The organism is Bifidobacterium sp. H6bp9 (genome assembly GCF_032193695.1).
In the GTDB taxonomy this organism is placed as follows: Bacteria; Actinomycetota; Actinomycetes; order Actinomycetales; family Bifidobacteriaceae; genus Bombiscardovia; species Bombiscardovia kimbladii.
On record NZ_JASTZY010000002.1, the window covers coordinates 129,091 to 149,182 of the forward strand.

The following is a 20,092-nucleotide window of genomic DNA, read 5'->3' on the forward strand; positions in this document are numbered from 1 at the left end:
TTACTGTCCCATCTGGTCCGTGAGCAGCCTGTCAATGCGCTCGGGATCGGTATGGGTGCCTACCAGGAAGTAGGGGAATTCGCCGTAGATGGAGCTGGCTTCGATGTAGCGCATCTCGGTGACGATCTTCTTGAATTGGACAGGGTCGTCGGCGAAGAGCGTGACGCCCCACTCGTAGTCGTCCAGGCCGATGGAGCCCGTCAGGATGATGGAGACCTTGCCGGCGTATGAGCGGCCGATCTTGCCGTGGTCGTGCATGTAGGCCTTGCGCTGGTCGTAGGGCAGCGTGTACCAGTTGGCGCCGGGGACGCGGGTCTTCGACATGGGATAGAAGCAGATGTAGGGCTTGTCGGGCGTCTTGGGATGCAGGCTGGCGTTGACGTAGGACCAGCCACGGTCCGTGGTCGGTTCGCCCGAGTAGAGGCCCACCTCGGTGACCGACACATAGGAGATGGTCGGCTCCAGATAATCGGAGATGCGCAGCTTCTCCAGGGAGGTCTCGACCTCCTGCAGCTGGTCCAGGCTCTCCCTGAGGACCATCAGGCCCAGGTCGGCCTTTTGCCCGTTGACCTGGCACCAGTAGTGGCTACCCTTGCCCTGGGACTGGACCTCGTCCAGCTGTGCGGCCAGGGCCTTGAACCCATCCAGGCATTCCCGGCGTTCGCCCTGGGGCACTCGGCGCCACTTGGTCCAATCGATCTTCCAGAAGAGGTGGAGGCAGAACCAGCCCTCCAGGCTCGGTGCAGCTTGCTCAGCCATGAGCACTTCCTTTCGCTTGCTTAGCTTGCACGGCATTGTGTGATGCGCCGCTCGTCGGGCACACCGTTCTCCACTCTATCCGTCAGACGGCTGAATTGTTGGATTATCGATGCATTGTGAATGACATATTGTGGTAATAGTCAAGGACTATGGACCTTGCACTAAAGTCGCCTAGATATGGAAAAACCCCGGTCGATGCCGGGGTCAGGTATTTCAGATATTATCTGCGGGAATCAGGCCAGCTTGTACTTGGAAATGAGATCCAGAGCGATGATGATGGCCACCCAGATCAGGGCCACGATAATGGTCAGCCGGTTCAGGTTCTTCTCGGCTGCGCCCGAGGTGCCCGCGTTGGAACCGATTCCACCGCCGAACATATCGGACAGGCCGCCGCCCTTGCCCTTGTGCAACAGAATCAGCATGGTCAGCAGTATGCTGGCGAGGATCACAACGACTTCGAGCACAATCTTGACAATGGTCACGGCACATACCTCCATGTAAGGAACTGGGAACAAGTATACAGACACCCAGGGAAAAACGCATCAGCCCTTGGCGGCCAGTCGCACGATTCGAGAGAACTCCTCCACATCCAGGGAGGCGCCGCCCACCAGAAAACCGTCCACGTCCGGCTGGGTGATCATCTGGGAGGCGTTCTTGGAGGTGACCGAGCCGCCGTAGAGGATGCGCACGGCCTGGCCGGCCGGTTCCCCGAATTTGCTTGAGATGTGGTCGCGGATGGCCCGGGCGGCCTGCTGGGCGGTGTCCGGGGTGGCCACCATGCCCGTGCCGATGGCCCAGACCGGTTCGTAGGCCACGATCAGGTTTTCCATGTCCTCCTTGGCCAGGTCGCGGGTGACGTCATTGACCTGGCCAACGGCGAAGTCCAGCTGGATGCCCTGGCGGCGCTCCTCATAGCTCTCCCCCACGCAGAGGATGGGCTTCATGCCCGCAGCCAGGACGGCACGGACCTGGTCGACGATGTTGGCATCGTCCTCGGGATGGTACTTGCGCCGCTCGGAGTGGCCCACGATGACGTAGCTGCAGCCCAGCTGAGCCAGCATGTCGGCGGACACATCCCCGGTGAAGGCGCCCTGGGCGGTGACTGAGACTGCCTGCGCCCCGTATTCGATGGGCAGGTTGTCGGCCTCCACCAGCACCTGGACGGAACGCAGGGCGGTGAAGGCGGGCATCAGAGCCACCTGGCAGCGCCTGCGGTCGAAGTGGGCGTCGCGCAGGAGCCAGGCCAGCTTCTGCACGAAATAGGTGGCTTCCAGGTGGTCGAAGTTCATCTTCCAATTGCCGGCCACCAGGGGAATGCGTGCCATACCAGACCTTTCCATCCGCGCAACAACAACAATGCCGGGCCGCCGGATGCGAAACCCGGTGACCCGGCATTGCCCGTCTGTCTGCCGATCTTACTCCAGCACCTTAAGGCCCGGAAGCTCCTTGCCCTCAAGGAACTCCAGAGAGGCGCCGCCGCCGGTGGAGATGTGCGAGAAGCCATCCTCGGGGAAGCCCAGGTTGCGCACAGCCGAGGCGGAGTCGCCGCCGCCGACGATGGTGAAGGCTCCGGCTTTGGTGGCGTCGACCAGGCCCTGGGCCACAGCCCGGGTGCCGTCGGCGAATGCCGGGAACTCGAAGACGCCCATGGGGCCGTTCCAGACCACGGTCTTGGAGTCCACGATCTTGTCGTGGAAGAGCTTCTGGGAGTCCGGACCGATGTCCAGACCCATCTTGTCTGCGGGGATGCCGTCGGCAGGAACAACCTGGTGGGGCGAATCCGCCTTGAACTCGTCAGCCGCCACGATGTCGGTGGGCAGGACCAGCTCCACGCCCTTCTCGCGGGCGGTGGCCATGTAGCCCTTGACGGTGTCGACCTGATCCTCCTCCAGCAGGGAGGAGCCGACCTCATAGCCCTCGGCCTTGAGGAAGGTGAAGACCATGCCGCCGCCGATGACCAGGCGGTCGGCCTTGCTGAGCAGGTTCTCGATGACGCCCAGCTTGTCGGAGACCTTGGAGCCGCCCAGGACCACAGTGAAGGGCCGCTCGGGGTTCTCGGTCGCCTTGGACAGGGCCTTGACTTCCTTCTCGACCAGCAGGCCTGCGGCAGAGGGCAGGAACTTGGCCACGGAGTAGTTGGAGCCCTGGGCGCGGTGAACCACGCCGAAGCCGTCGGAGACGAAGACATCGCCCAGGTCGGCGATCTTGCGGGCGTAGGCGTCGCGCTCGGCCTCGTCCTTGCTGGTCTCCTCGGGGTTGTAGCGCACGTTCTGCAGCAGGACCACGTCGCCGTCGTTCATGGCGGCCACCTTGGCATGGGCATCGGGACCATAGGTGTCCTCGGCCAGAGGAACCTGCACGCCCAGCAGCTCGCCCAGGCGGGCGGCCACGGGAGCCAGGCTCAACTCGGGAACGACCTTGCCCTTGGGGCGACCCAGGTGGGCCATGAGGATGACCTTGGCGCCCTGGCCACGAAGCTGCTCGATGGTTGGCAAGGCGGCGCGGATGCGGCCGTCGTCCGTAATGGCGGTGCCGTCCAGCGGCACGTTGAAGTCCGCGCGGACGAGCACGCGCTTGCCCTTGAGATCACCGAGGCTCTTCAGTGTTTTCATGCGTATCCTTTCTGACTGCGGGTCCATGCGCCCGCTCCCCTGCCATGGTACTCAGGCAGACCGACCTGTGTGAGCTATCTCACTCTTGTTTGGCCTGTTCCTCGGCCCTCTTCTTTTCGACCTTGGTGGCCAGCTGCAGCAGACGGCGGATGCGTCCGGCGATGGCATCCTTGGTGACCGGCGGGTCGGCCAGGCGACCCAGCTCTTCGAGGGAGGCCTCGCGGTGGTCCAGACGAAGCTGGCCGGCCGCACGCAGGTTCTCGGGGATGTCGTCGCCCAGAATTTCAAAGGCCTTGGTGACCTTGGCGCTGGCCTCAACGGCGGCCTTGGCGGAGCGGCGCATATTGGCATCGTCGAAGTTGGCCAGGCGGTTGGCCTTGCCGCGGGATTCACCGTCGCTGCGCTTGCCGGTCCACTCACGGGAGGACTTGGGGGCGCCCATCAGGTTGAGCATGCGTTCGATGACGTCCGGATCACGCAGGGTGACGCGCTCGGAGCTGCGCACCTGGCGGGCCTTGGCGTTGATGCCCAGGCGGCGGGCGGCGCCCACCAGGGCCAGGGCGGCTTCGGATCCTGGGCAGACGATCTCCAGGTAGGAGGCCTTGCCCGGGTCGGACAGCTCGCCATGGGCCAGGAAGGCCCCTCGCCAGGCGGCCTTGACCTGGGCGATGTTGCCGGAGACGATGTCGGCGGGAAGACCGCGAACCGGATGCTTGCGGCGGTCCAGCAGACCGGTCTGCAGGGCCAGGGCGCCGCCCGCCCGCAGCACGCGGACCGAGTAGCGGGTCAGGTTGCCGGTGGGGGCCTGCCGCTTGACCTGGATCAGATCGGAATCATGACCGTAGACGTCCCTGATGGTGTTCTGCAACCACTGCGCTGCCGGCAGGGAGTCGAATTGCGCTTCCACCACAATGTGACGCTGAATGATGTGCAGTCCGCCGCCGAAGCGGATCATGGCCGCCGATTGTGCTTTCTTGGCAGAGGGGGGTTCGTTGTCAATCGCGGCCAGCTCGCTTTTGACATCATCAAGTAGGGCCAAGAGCCGTCCTCCTACGAAAAAATACTGAAAAATGAATACTTCTCGGCCGCACGACACACCTGCCGTGGCGACCACCGGATTACTGTGATACCGAATATCTTGGACAAATTGCGCCTTTGGCTATCCGCGGGAACGGTGCGGCAGCTCGCGGGCCGAGACCGTCACCTCCATTCCCCGGGACCGCAGACGGGCGGCCAGAGCGTCGGCCATGGCCACTGAGCGGTGCTGTCCGCCAGTGCAGCCAAAGGCGATGGTCACATAGTGCTTGTCCTCGCGCGCATAGCCGCTGAGCGCGGTCAAGATGGCGGTGGTGTAGGCATCCAGGAACTCCTTGGCGCCCTTGCTGGCCATCACATAGTCGCGGACCGGGCCGTCATGGCCGTTCAGGTCCCGCAGCTCGGGGACCCAGTAGGGGTTGGGCAGGAAGCGCACGTCGGCTACGAAGTCGGCATCGATGGGCAGGCCGTACTTGAATCCGAAGCTCATGATGTGCACGCCCACGGTGGTCGGGCCGGAGCCCAGGACCATTTCGTAGAGGCGGGTAGAAAGCTGATGGATGCTCAGAGTGGAGGTGTCGATGACCATGTCCGCACGCTCCTTGAGACCGCCCAGCAGGCGGCGCTCCTCGTGAATGCCGTCGATCAGGCGGCCCGAGCCCTGCAGGGGGTGGGGACGGCGGACGGACTCATAGCGTTTGACCAGCACCTGGTCAGAGGCGTCCAGAAAGAGGATGCGGCAACGCACGCCCAGGTCGTCCAGATGGCTGAGCACGGCCGACAGGTCGTCGAAGTAGGAGCGGGACCGGACGTCGATGACGGCCGCCAGGCGGTGCAGGGAGCTTCCGGCGGAGGTCATCATGTCGACCAGGGGGACCAGCAGGCGCGGGGGCATGTTGTCGACCACATACCAGCCCATGTCCTCCATGGAGTCGGCGGCGCGGGAGCGGCCTGCGCCGGACATGCCTGTGATCAGCAGTACCTCGAAGCCTGCGAAGGGCGGTTTTTCCGTCGTCATCGTCATGCCTCCCTCAAGGCTTGGTCCATAGCGGCCACCGGAACAGCGGCCAAGGGTCGGTCGGTCATCAGCGCCACCTGACGCACGGCTTGATAAAGCAGCATGCGTTCACCGCTGATGGCCCGTGCGCCCGGCCGTCGGCAGAAGGCCTTCATGAGCGGGGTGGGCCGGGGGTCATAGACCACATCCAGCAGGACCGGGCTCATGCGACTGCCGCCATCAGCCGTATTGAACAAATCGGCCAGGGGGTCGGCTGCACCCGAAGGCAGGGTGGAGACGACAATATCAGCCTTGGTCAATGCCCTTTCAGCTGCCTCAGCCCGGTCCATGGCGGTCACGTTTGGTTCAGGCAGGCCCAATCGGGAGGAAAGGTCCAGCATGTGGTCACAGTGCTCCGGGTTGCGGGCCAGCAGGTCCGCACGCTCGACCCCCAGCACCTTCAAGGCACAGAAGGCGGACTCGGCGGTGTTCCCGTTGCCGATGACCAGGGCCTGCGCTCCCCCATACGGTTGGTCAGGAAGCCGGTCCTGCCGACCCTGACCGGCTGCCTTAAGCAGGGCGGCCAGATCGTCAGGGTCGTCGTCGGCCCGGCAGCGGTCGGCAGCCTCCAGCAGGGCGGCCACGATCCCCTCCACGTCGGTGTTGTACAGGGACAGCCCATTGGCTGGGCCGCCCTGTGCAAAGACTGCTGTGTTGGACACTTTCAGGGTCTGGGACCAGCAGTCACGAAAATCGCCCAAGGATCCGACGGCACTCTTCAAGGGCATGGTCAGGCTGAGACCGGCCCAGGACGGGTCAAGGCCGTGGATAAAGTCCGCCAGGCCGTCAGCGTCCATGCGCACACGGTCGTAACGCCAGCCGTCCAGGCCAAGCGCGGCATAGGCTGATCTATGCAAAAGTGGCGAAAGGGAATGGCTGATGGGGTCGCCCAGGACGGCACAACGACGATCAGGTCCATTCATATCTGCAATCACGCACCAATCAAGATCAGGGCATGGCCTTCTGCCAGCCTTCTGAGCCATTTTATCGCTGGCTGTCCCCGGCCTGATCCTGGTCGCTGTGCAGGGCCTGGTAGATGGCCTCGGCCTTGGCGGAGCCGATGCCCTTGACGGCCTCCAGCTCCTCCTGGGATGCCTGGCGCATGCGCTTGACCGACCCGAAGTGATTGAGCAGCTTCTTCTGGTAGGCGGGGCCGATGCCCGGAATCTCGTCCAGGGCCGACCGGAGGGCACCCTTGCGCCGGGTCTGCCGGTGGTAGGTGATGGCGAAGCGGTGGGACTCGTCGCGCACCCGCTGCAGCAGGTACATGCCCTCGGACTGGCGCTTGAGGATGATGGGATAGTCGTCGTCGGGCACCCAGACCTCCTCCAGGCGCTTGGCCAGCCCGCACAGGGCCACGTCGTCCACCCCGCAGTCGTGCAGGGCCCGGGCGGCGGCGGTCACCTGGGGCTTGCCGCCATCGACCACGATCAGGTTGGGCTTGTAGGCGAAGTGGCGGGCGGCGGTGTTCTGCTGGACGATGGCCCCCTCCTCCTGCTCCACCAGTTCGGGTGCCTTGTCGTTGGCCTTTCGCTCGGCCTCCATGCTGTCGCCGCTGTCGCCTGCGATGTTGCCGTGGCGGAAGCGCCTGGTCAGGGTCTCGTAGATGGCGCTCATGTCGTCCACAGCGCCCTTGCCGTCCTCGCCTCGGATGGCGAATCGGCGGTACTCGGACTTCTTGGGGACCGCGTCCTCGAAGACCACCATGGAGGCCACCTGGAACTGGCCGCCCACGGTGTTGGAGATGTCGTAGCACTCGATGCGCAGCGGGGCGCGGTCAAGACCCAAAGCCTTGGCCACGTCGTTCATGGCCTGGGTGCGGGTGCCCATGTCGCTCATGCGGCTGAGCTTGCTGCGCTGCAGGGCCTGGCGGGCGTTGGCGTTGGCCCGGTCCATCAGGGACTTCTTCTCACCCCGGCTGGCCACCCGGATGGTCACTGAGGACCCCCGCAGCCCCCGCAGCCACTCCTGCATGTCGCCGGTCCGGTCAGGTTGGATGGGGACGATCACCTCGGGAGGCACCGGGGAGATGGGGGCCAGCAGGTCGGCGCGTCCGGTCTGATCCTGATGCTGGTGTCGGCTCCTGGTGGCCTTGGCCCGGGCCTCGGCATCCAGGGCCGTGACCCTCTGGGTGGAGCCCATGGCATCCCTGTCCTGGCTGATGGAGACCTGGGTCTCGGAATCCCCAGGCAGCTTGTGCAGCTCGCTGTCGTTCTCATTCATCAGATCCGAGTAGACCTGCACCAAGAGGTCGCTGATCAGCTCGCTGTCGGAGACGTCCTCGACCCGCTCCACGCTCCAGTTGCGTTCGCCGCGAATGGCGCCCGAGCGCACGAAGAAGGCATGGACCGAGGCCTCCAGTTCGTCAGAGGCCACGCCGAAGACGTCCACATCCACGTTGGAGGCGAAGGCCACGGCATTCTGCTCGATGACCGTGTCCAGCATGGCGATCTGGTCGCGCAGGCGGGCGGCCTTCTCGAAGTCCAGCTCCTTGCTGGCCTTCTGCATGCTCCTGGTCAGCCCGGCCCGGTAGCTCTTGCCCAGCCTGCCGGTGATGACCCCGGTCAGCTCCGTGCACAGACGCCGGTGGTCGCTGGCGCTGATCCGGCCCACACAGGGGGCTGAGCACTTGCCGATGGAGGCCAGCAGGCAGGGGCGGCCGCTGAGCTTGGCCTTGCGGAAGACGCCGGGGGTGCAGGTGCGCACCGGATAGGTCTTGAGCAGGGCGTCCAGGGTGTGCTTCATATCCCAGACCTTGGCATAGGGGCCGAAGTAGCGGGTGTCGTGCCGCTTGCGAACGCGGGTCATCCATACCCGGGGGAACTCCTCGCCCACGGAGACGGCCAGGTAGGGGTAGGTCTTGTCGTCGCGCAGCTTGACGTTGAAGTGCGGATCGAACTCCTTGATCCAGGTGTATTCAAGGGTCAGGGACTCCAGGTCGGTGCCCACCACGGTCCACTCCAGGCTCCGGGCCGTCAGCACCATGGTCTGGGTGCGCGGGTGCAGGTTCTCCAAGGGCTGGAAGTAGTTGGTCAGACGGTTGCGCAGGTTCTTGGCCTTGCCCACGTAGATGACCCGGCCGTCGCCGTCCCGCCACTTGTAGACCCCCGGCTGGGCGGGGATGTCGGAGGTCTTGGGGCGGAAGAGGTCCCGGCTGTCTCCCAGCAGGGGCGCGCCGTTCTTGTTGACGCCGGTCGTGGCGCCGGTGGCGGACTCCTCCTCCAGGGCTTGGGCGGTGCGTCGCCATACCTGCGGCGTGTGCCGCTCGAAGCAGCTGCGGGTCATGATCGTGTGGCCTTGGCTACCTTGGCGGGATCGAGCATGGGCTTCAAGTACTTGCCGGTCCAGCTGTCTGGGTTGGCGGCCACCTGCTCCGGGGTGCCCTGGGCCACCACGGTGCCGCCGCCGTCGCCGCCCTCCGGTCCCAGGTCGATGATCCAGTCGGCGGTCTTGATCACATCCAGGTTGTGCTCGATGACGATGACCGTGTTGCCCTTGTCGACCAGGCCGTGCAGGACCTTGAGCAGCTTGCGCACGTCCTCGAAGTGCAGGCCCGTGGTGGGCTCGTCCAGGATGTAGACGGTCTTGCCGTCGGAGCGCCGCTGCAGCTCGGTGGCCAGCTTGACCCGCTGGGACTCCCCTCCGGACAGGGTGGGCGCCGGCTGGCCCAGGCGGATGTAGCCCAGGCCCACGTCCACCAGGGTGTCCAGGTAGCGTGCGATGGAGGGATAGGCCTTGAAGAAGCGGGCGGCCTCCTCGATGGGCATGTCCAGCACATCCGAGACGGTCTTGCCGTTGTAGGTGACCTCCAGGGTCTCCCTGTTGTAGCGCTTGCCGTGGCAGGTCTCGCACTGCACGTAGACGTCGGGCAGGAAGTTCATCTCGATCTTGATGGTTCCGTCACCGTGGCAGGTCTCGCAGCGGCCGCCCTTGACGTTGAAGGAGAAACGGCCTGGACCGTAGCCGCGCACCTGGGCCTCGGGGGTCTTGGCGAAGAGCTGGCGGATCTTGTCCCAGACGCCGGTGTAGGTGGCCGGGTTGGAGCGCGGGGTGCGGCCGATGGGGTTCTGGTCCACGTGGATGACCTTGCGCACCTGGTCCACGCCCTCCACCCGGGTGTGCTTGCCGGGCACGATGCGGGCGTTGTTGAGCTGGTCGGCCAGCACCGGATAGAGGATGGAGTTGACCAGGGTGGACTTGCCGGAGCCGGAGACGCCGGTGACCAGGGTCATGACCCCCAGCGGGAAGGAGACCTTGAGATTCTTCAGGTTGTTCTCGCGAGCCCCCACCACGGTCAGCTGACGGGTCTTGCTGGTCTTTCGACGGCGCTTGGGCACCTCGATGGAACGGCGTCCGGCGATGTAGTCTGCTGTGATTGAACGCGAGGCCTTGACCAGGTCCTGCGAGCGCCCGGAGAAGATGACCTCCCCGCCGTGCTCCCCGGCTCCCGGGCCGATGTCGACCAGCCAGTCGGCCTGGCGGATGGTGTCCTCGTCGTGCTCGACCACAATCAGGGTGTTGCCCAGGTCGCGCAGCCGCTGCAGGGTCTTGATCAGCCGGTCGTTGTCCCGCTGGTGCAGGCCGATGGAGGGCTCGTCCAGCACGTACATGACGCCCACCAGGCCCGAGCCGATCTGGGTGGCCAGGCGGATGCGCTGGGCCTCGCCGCCGGAGAGGGTGGCTGCCGCCCGGGACAGAGTCAGGTAGTTCAGTCCCACGTCGTTGAGGAAGCGCAGGCGGGCGCGGATCTCCTTGAGGACCTCCCCGGCGATCTTGGCCTGGGCGCCCTCCATGTGCAGGCCCTCAACCCACTTCAGGCTGGCGGAAATGGCCATGTCGCAGACCTGGGCGATGGACAGGCCGTCCACGGTCACGGCCAGGACCTCGGGCTTCAGGCGCTTGCCCTGGCAGACCTGGCAGGGCACCTCGCGCATATAGGACTCGTAGTACTGCTTCATGGGCTGCGAGTCGGTCTCGTCGTGGCGGCGCATCAGGGTGCGGACCACGCCCTCGAACCCGGTGGTGTACTCGCGCAGGCGGCCCCAGCGATTCCGGTAGGAGACGTCCACCTTGAAGTCGTGCCCGTACATGACGGCATGGCGGACCTCATCAGGCAGGTCCTTCCAGGGGGTCGAGGTGGAGAAGCCCATCTCCTTGGCCAGGCCGTCCAGCAGGTGGCCGTAGAAGCGCTGCTGGCTCTTGGTGCCGCTCCAGGGCTCTACAGCCCCGTCCTTGAGGCTCTTCTCCGGGTCGGGCACCACCAGCTCGGGGTCGATCTCCAGGTTGAATCCCAGGCCGGTGCAGGCCGGGCAGGCTCCGTAGGGGGCGTTGAAGGAGAAGGTCCGGGGCTCGATCTCGTCCAGCTCCAGCTCATGGCCGTTGGGGCAGGAACGCTTTTCGGAGAAGGGCTGGCGGCGCTCGGGATCCTTGGCACCCAGATCCACGAAGTCGGCCACCACCGTGCCCTTGGCCAGCCTCAGTGCGGTCTCCACAGAGTCGGTCAAGCGCTGGCGCATGCCCTCGCGGATGACCAGCCGGTCCACCACCACCTCGATGGTGTGCTTCTTCTGCTTGGTCAGCTTGATGGAGTCGGACAGCTGGTGCATGTCCCCGTCGATGATGGCCCGGGAGTAGCCGTCGGAGCGCAGAAGCTCCAGGGTCTCGACGAACTCGCCCTTGCGGCCCTTGACGATGGGGGCAAGCAGCTGGAAACGGGTCCCCTCCGGCCTGGACATGAGGGTGTCGACGATCTGCTGCGGCGACTGGGCCCGCACCTCGGCCCCGCAGACCGGGCAGTGGGGAATGCCTGTCCTTGCGAAGAGCAGGCGCAGGTAGTCGTAGACCTCGGTGATGGTGCCCACGGTGGACCGGGGGTTGCGGTTGGTGGTCTTCTGGTCGATGGAGACGGCCGGGCTCAGGCCCTCGATGAAGTCCACGTCGGGCTTGTCCATCTGGCCCAGGAACTGGCGGGCATAGGCGGAGAGGGACTCCACGTAGCGGCGCTGGCCCTCGGCGAAGAGGGTGTCGAAGGCCAGGGAGGACTTGCCGGAGCCCGACAGGCCGGTGAAGACCACCATCCGGTTGCGGGGTATGGACAGGTTGACGTTCTTGAGGTTGTGGGCCCGGGCGCCCTGGATGACGATTTTGCGGTCGTTGGGCACCGTGGACAGGTCCGCCACCAGGGACCCCTTGGATTCGATCATGCGCGGGTTCTCGATGGCCGCGTCCACTGTCGACTTAGGCTTGTTCTGCTGCTTCACGTGCTTCCCATCCGCTTCCCTGAAGACCCATGGCCAAGGCTGAGGCCAAAGCCTGACCATACTATCGCCGGGGCCGAATAATTCGAACAGGTGTTCGATGACGGCTTAGATGGACGGGGCCGGCGTATCCAGGGGCGGACGGCCGCAGCCGTTGAGGAAGCAGTCGTGCTGGTGGTCGTTGATCATGCCGGCCGCCTGGAGGAAGGAATGGACGGTCACCGGACCCAGAAAGCGCAGGCCCAGGTCGCGCATGTCCTTGCAGACGATGGCCGACAGGTGGTCGTAGCGCGGTATGGAGGGATCGTCCGGATAGTCGTGGTTGATGGTCTGGCCGCCGGTGAAGGACCAGCAGTAGCGGTCGAATGCCTCGCCGGGGAATTGGCTGGCGATCAGGGCTGCGTTGGTCACAGTGGCTTCGATCTTTCGGCGATTGCGGATGATGGCCGGGTCGTCCATGAGACGGTTGATGTGGTCGGCATCGAAGGCGGCGACTGCTTGAATATCGAAGTTGTCGAAATCCTTGAAGAGGGCCTGGCGGCGGTGCAGGACCAGCTGCCAGCTGAGACCGCACTGGAAGATCTCCAGGGAGAGCATGGCGAAAAGCCTCTGGGAGCCGTGCAGGGGGCGGCCCCACTCATGGTCGTGGTAGCTGCGCATGAGCGGATCGTCCACCTGAGCCCAGTCGCATCGATATACAGGTTCGGCCATTTGGCACTCCCCTCTCCAGTTTTCGGCTTCAGGCTAGCACCGACGGGCGCCCGGACCGGGTGGTCAATACCGCTGAGTCTGGCAGGTCGTTTTAGAGTTGAAGCAGAGGCCGGTCGGCCCATGCCCGGGGCCATCCCCATGGCGGCAGTACGGTTGCGGCCGGCAAGGAGAGGAAGCATGTGCCATGACTGACAAGGACAATCCGCGCAGACTCTGGACCGACGACGAGGACCCGGTCGAGAGGGCCAAGCGCACCTCCCCTGCCATGCAGGGCAACCAATCAACCTCGGGCTCGTCATCGGCAGCCCGGAGTTCGAGGAATGAGAGTTCAGCATCTTCCGGTGCGTCGGCTTCAAATTCTTCGGCTTCAAATTCGTCTAGTTCAGGTTCATCGTCTTCAAGTGCCTCAGCCAAGCAGTCTGTTGATTCGTCGCAGAAGGCCTCGACTGAAAAAACCAGCACAGATGAGACCGCCAGTAGAGGCGAGAAACGCTCTGATAACAGCAGCACTAAGGCAGCACAGGAATCAAATCAAGCACAGCACCAAGCAAAGGAACAGCAGAACAAGAAGGGTCAGCCCGAGAAGGAGCAGGAACCCTCCAAGGGTCACGGCTGGAAGCTGTTCGAGGACATCCTGCTCTGGGTGGCCTGGGTGGCCATGGTGGGCTTCAACGGCTACGCGGAGGTCTACCACTTCAATGGCACGACCGTGGGTGGCCTGGCTCGCAAGGTCGATCTGTGGATCATGCCCGCCGGCTACGTCTTCGCCATCTGGGGGGTCATCTACATCGCCCTGGCCATCTGGCTCTTCCGCTTTTGCCTGGCCGGGCCAAGCCGCAAACGCCTGGGCTTCCTGCCCTTTACGCTGAGCGGGCTGCTCTTCGTGGCCACCTGCTGCCTGAACATCGCCTGGCTGGCCCTGTGGCACATGGAACGCAACTTCTGGGCCCTGGTCATCATCCTCATTCTGACCGTACTGACCTGGATGCTCTACGCCCTGGTGCGCCGGGACGCCACCAAGGCCGGAACCCCCACCGCCGCCAAGGCCCTGGACTGGATTCCCTTGTCCATCTACGCCAGCTGGCTGAGCGTGGCCACCCTGGTCAACGCCGGATACATGGTGGTCGCCGGGCACAAGGTCGGCGACGCCGTCCAGGGATTCGCCACCATCATCGTGGTCGGCGCCCTCCTGGCCGTCGCCTACCTGATGAACAGGCACGGCAAGGACTGGGTCTTCGGCCTGGTGGTCATCTGGGCCTGCCTGGGCATCGGCATCAGGATCTTCTCCTTCGCGGCCGCCATGGGCGTGCTGGTCATCGCCCTGACCGCCGTGGGCGCCTTCCTGGTCTACTTCCCCTGGGACAAGTTCAGGCTGGTCCGTCGCTGATCCATCCATTGCCCCGTCAGCCGAGACGCACTGGCGGGGCTTGCTTCTTGCTACCATGATTCCTTGCAAGATTTGAATCCATAAGGAAAGCGGGGTCGGAGGCGGCATGGCTATTGAGGCGCAGGGACTTGAGATCCGGATAGGTGCCCGACTACTCCTGCAAGCCACCGACTTCCACGTGACCAAGGGCGACCGGATCGGTCTGGTGGGCCGCAACGGCGCCGGCAAGACCACGCTGACCCGGGTCATCACCGGCGACATGCTCCCCTCGGCCGGCAAGGTGCGGGTGACCGGACAGCTGGGGTACCTGCCCCAGTCCACCCATGCGGGCGACTCCGAGCAGAGTGCCCTGGACAGGGTCATGAGCGCCAGGGACATCGCATCCATCATCCAACGGATGCGCAAGGCCGAGACCGATATGACCAGTCCCGACCCCAAGGTCATGGAAAAGGCCATGAAGCGCTACGACAAGGCCCAGCAGGACTTCGAGAACGCCGGCGGCTATGCGGCCCAGTCGCAGGCCATCGTCATGGGCGAGAGCCTGGGGCTGAGCCAGGAGACTCTGCAGCAGGCACTGGGCACCCTCTCCGGCGGTCAGCGCCGACGGGTCGAGCTGGCCAGGATCCTCTTCTCCGACGCCGATACCCTGATTCTGGACGAGCCCACCAACCACCTGGATGCCGACTCCATCGAATGGCTCAAGGGCTACCTGCGCCGGTTCGAGGGCGGCTTCCTGATCATCTCCCACTCCACCGAGCTGCTGGACGAGACCGTCAACCGCATCTGGCACCTGGATGCCCAGCGTTCCTGCATCGACATGTACACCATGGGATGGAAGGCCTACCTGCGCCAGCGGGTGGTGGATGAGGAGCGCCGCCGCCGCGAACGCGAGGTGGCCGAGAAGAAGGCCGATCGCCTGATGCGGCAGGGCATCCGCCTGCATGCCAAGGCCACCAAGGCCGTGGCCGCCCAGAACATGATGCGCCGCGCCCAGCGCCTGCTGGCCGACACCCAGGAGGCGGAAAAGGCCGAGAAGGTGGCGGACCTGCGCTTCCCGGATCCTGCTCCCTGCGGCCGCACGCCCATCATGGCCGAGGACCTGTCCAAGGCCTACGGCTCCAACATCGTCTTCGCCGGCATCAACCTGGCCATCGACAAGGGCTCCCGGGTGGTCATCCTGGGCTACAACGGCGCTGGCAAGACCACCACCCTGCGCCTGCTGGCCGGCATCGAACAGCCCGACACGGGCAAGGTGACCCTGGGGCATGGGGCCAAGATCGGCTACTTCGCCCAGGAGCACGACACCCTGGATAACGACGTCACCGTTCTGGAGAACCTGCAGCATGTGGCCCCTGACCTGGACAACACCCAGGCGCGGACCATCCTGGGCTCCTTCCTCTTCTCAGGGGACGACGCCATGAAGCCCACCAAGGTGCTTTCGGGCGGCGAGAAGACCCGCCTGGCCTTGGCCACCCTGGTGACCAGCCGGGCCAACGTCCTTCTGCTGGACGAGCCCACCAACAACCTGGACCCCGCTTCACGCGAGGAGATACTCAAGGCCATCGCCAAGTACGAGGGGGCCATCGTGCTGGTCACCCACGACGAGGGGGCCGTCAAGGCGCTCAACCCCGAGCGGGTGCTGCTCATGCCCGACGGTGATGAGGACCTCTGGAGCGACGACTACCTGGATCTGGTGGCCGAAGAGTAGGCAGCCACAATAGCGAGCGGGTCAGTCGTCCTCCCCCAGGACCTCCACGCCCTTGACCCCTGGGGTCTGACCAATGGATTCCACCAGCTCGGTCACATCCCCCTTGCCCAGCAGGTTGACGGTGACATCGGCGCCCTTCCAGGCATCCCGGTGCAGCTCGTGGATGGTCAGCACCCGGGATTCGAATCCCATGCGGGTGGCCAGGAGCAGGGATTCGCGCAGACAGCCGTGGCCATCCTGATATACGATGCGCAGGACCGTGTTCTGACGGTTGCGCAGGAACCACTTGAGGATGGGCGCGATGACCAGGACGGCCAGAAAGTAGAAGACGACCGCCAGGATGGCGATGGCGAAGAGCTGGACCCCGCAGGCCATGCCCACTGCGGCAGCCACCCAGATGGCGCTGGCCGTGGTCAAGCCCTTGACCGAGTCGTGGTTGAAGAAGATGACCCCGGCACCGATGAAGCCGATGCCTGAGGCCACGCCGGCCGCAATTCGCGAGGCGTCCCAGGAGTAGTTGCCCACAGCGGCCTGGATGCCGTAAAGGGAGACCATGGTGAACAGGCAGCTGCCCAGGCCCACCAGAATGTGGGTGCGGATGCCAGCGTCGTGTTTGAGGAACTCGCGCTCGAAGCCGATCAGGCCACAGAGCACCACCGTCAGGACCACCGCCATAATCTGCCCTTGATTCGGCATTGCGAATCCCTGCATGGATTTCCTTCCTACCCTCGCAAATAGGCAGACCTTATAACGCTTGCAGGACAAGGCCATCGGATAGAGTGGAGCCAGCACGTGGCCGGCCGTGCCGCCGCCGCACGTGGACCTTTTGAATGAGGGGTGTGATGCCATGAAGCCGTCACCAGATGAACGCCGCGAAGCCCGCCGGACTCTGGCCACCAGCGCCTATACCGCCGACATGATCCGATCCTTGGAGCAGCCGTTTTTGGATGACGGGGTGCCCCTGATGCGTATCGCCGCCGGATCCCTGGCCTCCGTGGCCGACGTCATGCTGACCCAGGCCGGGCTGGAGCCGGCAGGAGCCCGGATCGTCCTGCTGGCAGGAGCCGGCAACAATGGCGGCGACGGGCTCTACGCCTCGGCTGACCTGGCCGGGCACGGGGCCGACGTGACGGTGGTGGCGACCGGGCGCAGCCTGCACCAGGGCGGATTGGATGCCCTCCTGCGTGCCGGCGGAGTGGTCACGGCCCTGGATCCCCAGGCAGCCATTCCTGGCTGCGAGGCACCGGCCGGCCCGGACCAGGCCTCCGAAGAGCTGGACCAGGCCCTGGAGCTGTGCCGACAGGCGGATCTGATCATCGATGCCATGACGGGCATCGGCCTCAAGGGGGCGCTGCGCGGCATCCCCGCCGCTCTGGCCGCGGAACTGGGCATGGAGGGCGGCCTGCCCGACAGGCCAGCCTGGCACGACCCCGCCGGTCAAGACGGGCCCCTGGTGCTGGCCGTGGATACTCCCTCCGGCGTGGACATTGATGAAGGCACCCTGCCCGGGGCCTACATACCGGCGGATGTGACCGTGACCATGGGAGCCATGAAGCCCTGCCTGATGCTGCCTCCGGCCGCCTACGTCTGCGGAAGAGTCGTCCTGGTGGACTTCGGCTTCGACACCTCGGCCCTGGTCCCCAGCGTCTCCTGCATGAACGCCGAGGACTGCGCCGGACTTCTGCGGGCGCCCCGGGTGGATGACACCAAGTACACCAGAGGCGTGGTCGGCCTGGTCACGGGATCCGCCCTTTACCATGGCGCGGGGCTGCTCTCCAGCAGGGCGGCGGCCAGCGGCAACGTGGGCATGATCCGCTACTGCGGCCCCGAGCAGGTGGGCGATCTGATCCTGCAGGAGCTGCCCGAGACTGTCCTGGGCCGCGGAAGGGTCGAGTCCTGGGTGCTGGGTTCGGGTGTGCCCACCCGGCAGGCCCAGGAGGCCGCTGGACCTGAAGGCCAGGACGATCAGCGGGATCTGATTGCCGACATACTCAGCCGGCAGGCCGCCGATCTGGACGAGGACGAGGCAGCAGCCGATCCGCCGGTGGTCGCCGATGCCGGAGCCCTGGACCTGCTGCCGGACCGGCTGGGGCCACGCACCGTCCTGACCCCGCATGCGGGCGAAATGGCCGCCCTGCTCAACTCGCATGGCGAGAACGTGGACGGCGACCAGGTCATGGCGGAACCCCTGCACTGGGCTGTCCGCGCCTGCCAGTTGACCGGGGCCACCATTCTGCTCAAGGGGGCCATCACACTGGTTGTCGGCGAGGACGGCACCGACCGCCCCCGGGTCATGACCACCGGCTTCGGGCCGGCCTGGCTGTCCACGGCCGGATCAGGGGACGTGCTCTCCGGCACCATCGGAGCGCTGCTGGCCCAGAACGCCGGACCGATCCAGGATGATGCCACCCTGATGGCGGATCTGACGGCAGCTGCGGCCTTCCTGCACGGACTGGCCGGTTCTTTGGCCAGCGGCGGCAGACAGACCGGCTGGGAGCAGCCGCTGATCTTCGATCCCCGCAAGCCCCAGGATTTCGCCGATCTGGTAGCCCAGGACAGCCAGCGGGATGGCCAGGGGACTGTTGCAGGACCCATGGGACAACCGATTCGCGCCGGGCAGGTGGCCGATGCCCTGCCCAGGGCCATAGGGCTGGTCATGTCAAGAGCCGAGGGAACTGCCGACCAGAACGACCGATCCGCCCAGGATGGGGACGATGCCTCTCAGTTCTTCGAGAACAGCTCGCTTTGGTTCTAAACATGTCATCAGCAAAGGAGTCTATTCGATGACCGCGCAGCTCATCGTCATGCGTCATGGGGAAAGCGTCTGGACTCAGAAGTCGGTCAACCGTTTCGCCGGTTGGATGGACGTGCCCCTGACGGAACGCGGACTGGATCAGGCCCGCCATGCCGGACGGCTGCTCAAGGAGTCAGGCCTGCTGCCCGACCTGGTCTTCACCTCCCTGCTGACCCGCAGCATCGTCACCGCCAATACGGTGCTGGATCTGGTTGATCGGGCCTGGATTCCGGTGGAGCGCACCTGGAGGCTGAACGAGCGCCACTATGGCGCCTTCCAGGGGCAGACGCGACCGGCCATGCTGGAACGCTACGGCCAGCAGCAATTCGACATCTACCGGCGTTCCTACGATGTTCGGCCGCCTGCCATCGCAACCGATTCGCCATACTTTCAGGGAGGGGATCCGCGCTATGCCCCGGCCATGCGCGACGGGCTGGACAGCCGGAATCCGGCCGAGATCCGTGCCGAGTGCCTCAGGGACCTGCTGCTCCGCCTGCAACCCTATTGGCGCAGCCGGATAGCCCCGAACCTGGCCCAGGGCCGGACTGTGCTCGTCGTCACCCACGGGTCCGTGGTCCGCAGCCTGATCAAGGTCCTTGAAGAGGTTGACGACAAGGACATCAGATCCATCAATGTGCCCACCGGCGTGCCCATGGTCTACAGCTTCGTGAACGGCGGAGACGGCAACCCCCAGGTCCAGGGTCCGGGTCGCTATCTGGATCAGGAGGCCGCCGACCAGGGTATGGCTGAAACCGCGGCCCTGGGCCGATAGGGCCTTAGGTATAGATTGGCTTATATGACACTGCTCCAACTGCGCTACATCGTCAAGATCGTCGAATGCGGCTCGATGAACGAGGCCTCGCACGAGCTCTACATCTCCCAGCCGGCACTGAGCTCATCGGTCAAGGAGCTGGAGAACGAGCTGGGCATCGAAATCTTCACCCGCCACTCCCAGGGGATCGCTCTAACCGTGGACGGGGCGGAATTCCTGACCTACGCCCGACAGATTCTGGACCAGACCGACCTGCTGGAGGCCCGCTATAAGCAGGTCAGGCCCCGCAAGCAGCTCTGCCGGGTCTCCACCCAGCACTACATGTTCGCAGTGGAAGCCTTCGTGGAGATGATCAATTCCATCGATTCCGACGAGTACGAATTCACCATACGGGAGACGCGCACCAGGGACATCATCGACCAGGTGGCCACCCTCCAGTCCGAAATCGGCATCATCTACGAGTCCGACTTCAACAAGCGGGTGCTGTCCAAGATGCTCCGGGAGAAGCACCTGGACTTCCACCCCCTCTTCCGGGCGAACCTGCATGTCTTCATCGCACGAACCAACCCCCTGGCCGATCGGGCCATGGTGACCATGAAGGACCTGGAGCCCTACCCCTTCCTGCAGTACGAGCAGGGCGAAGAGGGCTCCTTCTACTTCGCCGAGGAGGCGGTCTGGCCCGACTACTCCCCCAAGCAGATCACCGTGAGTGACCGGGCCACCATGCTCAACTTCATCGTCGGGCTCAACGCCTACACGGTCTGCACCGGCATCGACAACGAGGACCTCAACAACGAGAAGATCGTCAGCGTCCCCCTGGAGTCGGACGAATCCATGCTGGTGGGCTGGATCGTCAACAGCCGGACCAAGCTGTCCCATGCCGCCGAACTCTACCTGGACAAGCTGCGCCAGGTGGTGTCCAGCCACGGATACTCGCTGATCGAGCAGGAGCCAGGCGAGTAGCAGCAAAGCAGGCATCAGCCAAAAACGGCAACAGCCG

The 20,092-nt window shown here is 64.9% G+C and carries 16 protein-coding genes; 5 read left to right on the plus strand and 11 right to left on the minus strand.

Annotated features, from left to right (window positions below; genetic code table 11):
- The 10 genes from hemQ to QRX40_RS04260 form a co-directional block, all read right to left on the minus strand.
- A complete protein-coding gene (gene hemQ, locus QRX40_RS04215) occupies window positions 1–759 on the minus strand; it encodes a hydrogen peroxide-dependent heme synthase (RefSeq protein WP_313836509.1) in 759 nt (252 codons plus the stop codon).
- A gap of 233 nt (window positions 760–992) precedes the next feature.
- Window positions 993–1,241, minus strand: coding sequence for a preprotein translocase subunit SecG (secG, locus tag QRX40_RS04220; RefSeq protein ID WP_045924434.1), 249 nt, complete (start codon window positions 1,239–1,241; stop codon window positions 993–995).
- Window positions 1,242–1,301: 60 nt separating this feature from the next.
- A complete protein-coding gene (gene tpiA, locus QRX40_RS04225; RefSeq protein ID WP_045924435.1) occupies window positions 1,302–2,084 on the minus strand; it encodes a triose-phosphate isomerase in 783 nt (260 codons plus the stop codon).
- Window positions 2,085–2,174: 90 nt separating this feature from the next.
- Window positions 2,175–3,371 carry a phosphoglycerate kinase gene (locus tag QRX40_RS04230; protein WP_313836512.1) on the minus strand — a complete coding sequence of 399 codons (1,197 nt, stop codon included), beginning with the start codon at window positions 3,369–3,371 and terminating at the stop codon, window positions 2,175–2,177.
- 79 nt (window positions 3,372–3,450) lie between these two features.
- Entirely contained in the window at window positions 3,451–4,410 is a 960-nt protein-coding gene (gene whiA / locus QRX40_RS04235; RefSeq protein ID WP_045935384.1) for a DNA-binding protein WhiA, read from the minus strand.
- Between the two features lie 120 nt (window positions 4,411–4,530).
- A complete protein-coding gene (gene rapZ, locus QRX40_RS04240; RefSeq protein WP_313836516.1) occupies window positions 4,531–5,424 on the minus strand; it encodes an RNase adapter RapZ in 894 nt (297 codons plus the stop codon).
- 2 nt (window positions 5,425–5,426) lie between these two features.
- On the minus strand, window positions 5,427–6,386 hold the full coding sequence (locus tag QRX40_RS04245) for a shikimate dehydrogenase (RefSeq protein ID WP_313836519.1): 960 nt from the start codon (window positions 6,384–6,386) through the stop codon (window positions 5,427–5,429).
- Between the two features lie 61 nt (window positions 6,387–6,447).
- Window positions 6,448–8,748 (minus strand): excinuclease ABC subunit UvrC, encoded by a 2,301-nt coding sequence (gene uvrC / locus QRX40_RS04250; protein ID WP_313836520.1) that lies wholly within the window; start codon window positions 8,746–8,748, stop codon window positions 6,448–6,450.
- Complete coding sequence (gene uvrA / locus QRX40_RS04255; protein ID WP_313836734.1) at window positions 8,745–11,666, minus strand: excinuclease ABC subunit UvrA; 2,922 nt, start codon at window positions 11,664–11,666, stop codon at window positions 8,745–8,747. The genes uvrC and uvrA overlap by 4 nt, the downstream gene beginning before the upstream one ends.
- 162 nt (window positions 11,667–11,828) lie before the next feature.
- Entirely contained in the window at window positions 11,829–12,431 is a 603-nt protein-coding gene (locus tag QRX40_RS04260) for a DNA-3-methyladenine glycosylase I (protein WP_313836522.1), read from the minus strand.
- 184 nt (window positions 12,432–12,615) lie between these two features.
- On the opposite strand from QRX40_RS04260, the gene QRX40_RS04265 reads away from it, so the two are divergent.
- The gene (locus QRX40_RS04265) at window positions 12,616–13,818 is read left to right on the plus strand and encodes a TspO/MBR family protein (RefSeq protein WP_313836523.1); all 1,203 of its coding nucleotides are present in this window, start codon (window positions 12,616–12,618) and stop codon (window positions 13,816–13,818) included.
- Between the two features lie 106 nt (window positions 13,819–13,924).
- Window positions 13,925–15,526, plus strand: coding sequence for an ABC-F family ATP-binding cassette domain-containing protein (locus QRX40_RS04270; RefSeq protein WP_045924443.1), 1,602 nt, complete (start codon window positions 13,925–13,927; stop codon window positions 15,524–15,526).
- A 21-nt stretch (window positions 15,527–15,547) separates the two neighbouring features.
- On the opposite strand, the gene QRX40_RS04275 is transcribed toward QRX40_RS04270, so the two are convergent.
- Window positions 15,548–16,237: an MgtC/SapB family protein gene (locus tag QRX40_RS04275; protein WP_015021846.1), complete on the minus strand. Its 690-nt coding sequence runs from the start codon at window positions 16,235–16,237 to the stop codon at window positions 15,548–15,550.
- A 136-nt stretch (window positions 16,238–16,373) separates the two neighbouring features.
- Between QRX40_RS04275 and QRX40_RS04280 the strand changes: the two genes are divergently transcribed.
- From QRX40_RS04280 to QRX40_RS04290, 3 genes are read left to right on the plus strand one after another with little or no spacing between them, the layout of a single operon-like run.
- Window positions 16,374–18,281, plus strand: a complete 1,908-nt coding sequence (locus tag QRX40_RS04280; protein WP_313836527.1) for an NAD(P)H-hydrate epimerase — start codon at window positions 16,374–16,376, stop codon at window positions 18,279–18,281.
- Window positions 18,282–18,309: 28 nt separating this feature from the next.
- Window positions 18,310–19,092 (plus strand): 2,3-bisphosphoglycerate-dependent phosphoglycerate mutase, encoded by a 783-nt coding sequence (locus QRX40_RS04285; protein WP_313836528.1) that lies wholly within the window; start codon window positions 18,310–18,312, stop codon window positions 19,090–19,092.
- 24 nt (window positions 19,093–19,116) lie between these two features.
- Window positions 19,117–20,055, plus strand: coding sequence for a LysR family transcriptional regulator (locus QRX40_RS04290; protein ID WP_313836529.1), 939 nt, complete (start codon window positions 19,117–19,119; stop codon window positions 20,053–20,055).
- Window positions 20,056–20,092: the final 37 nt, after the last annotated feature.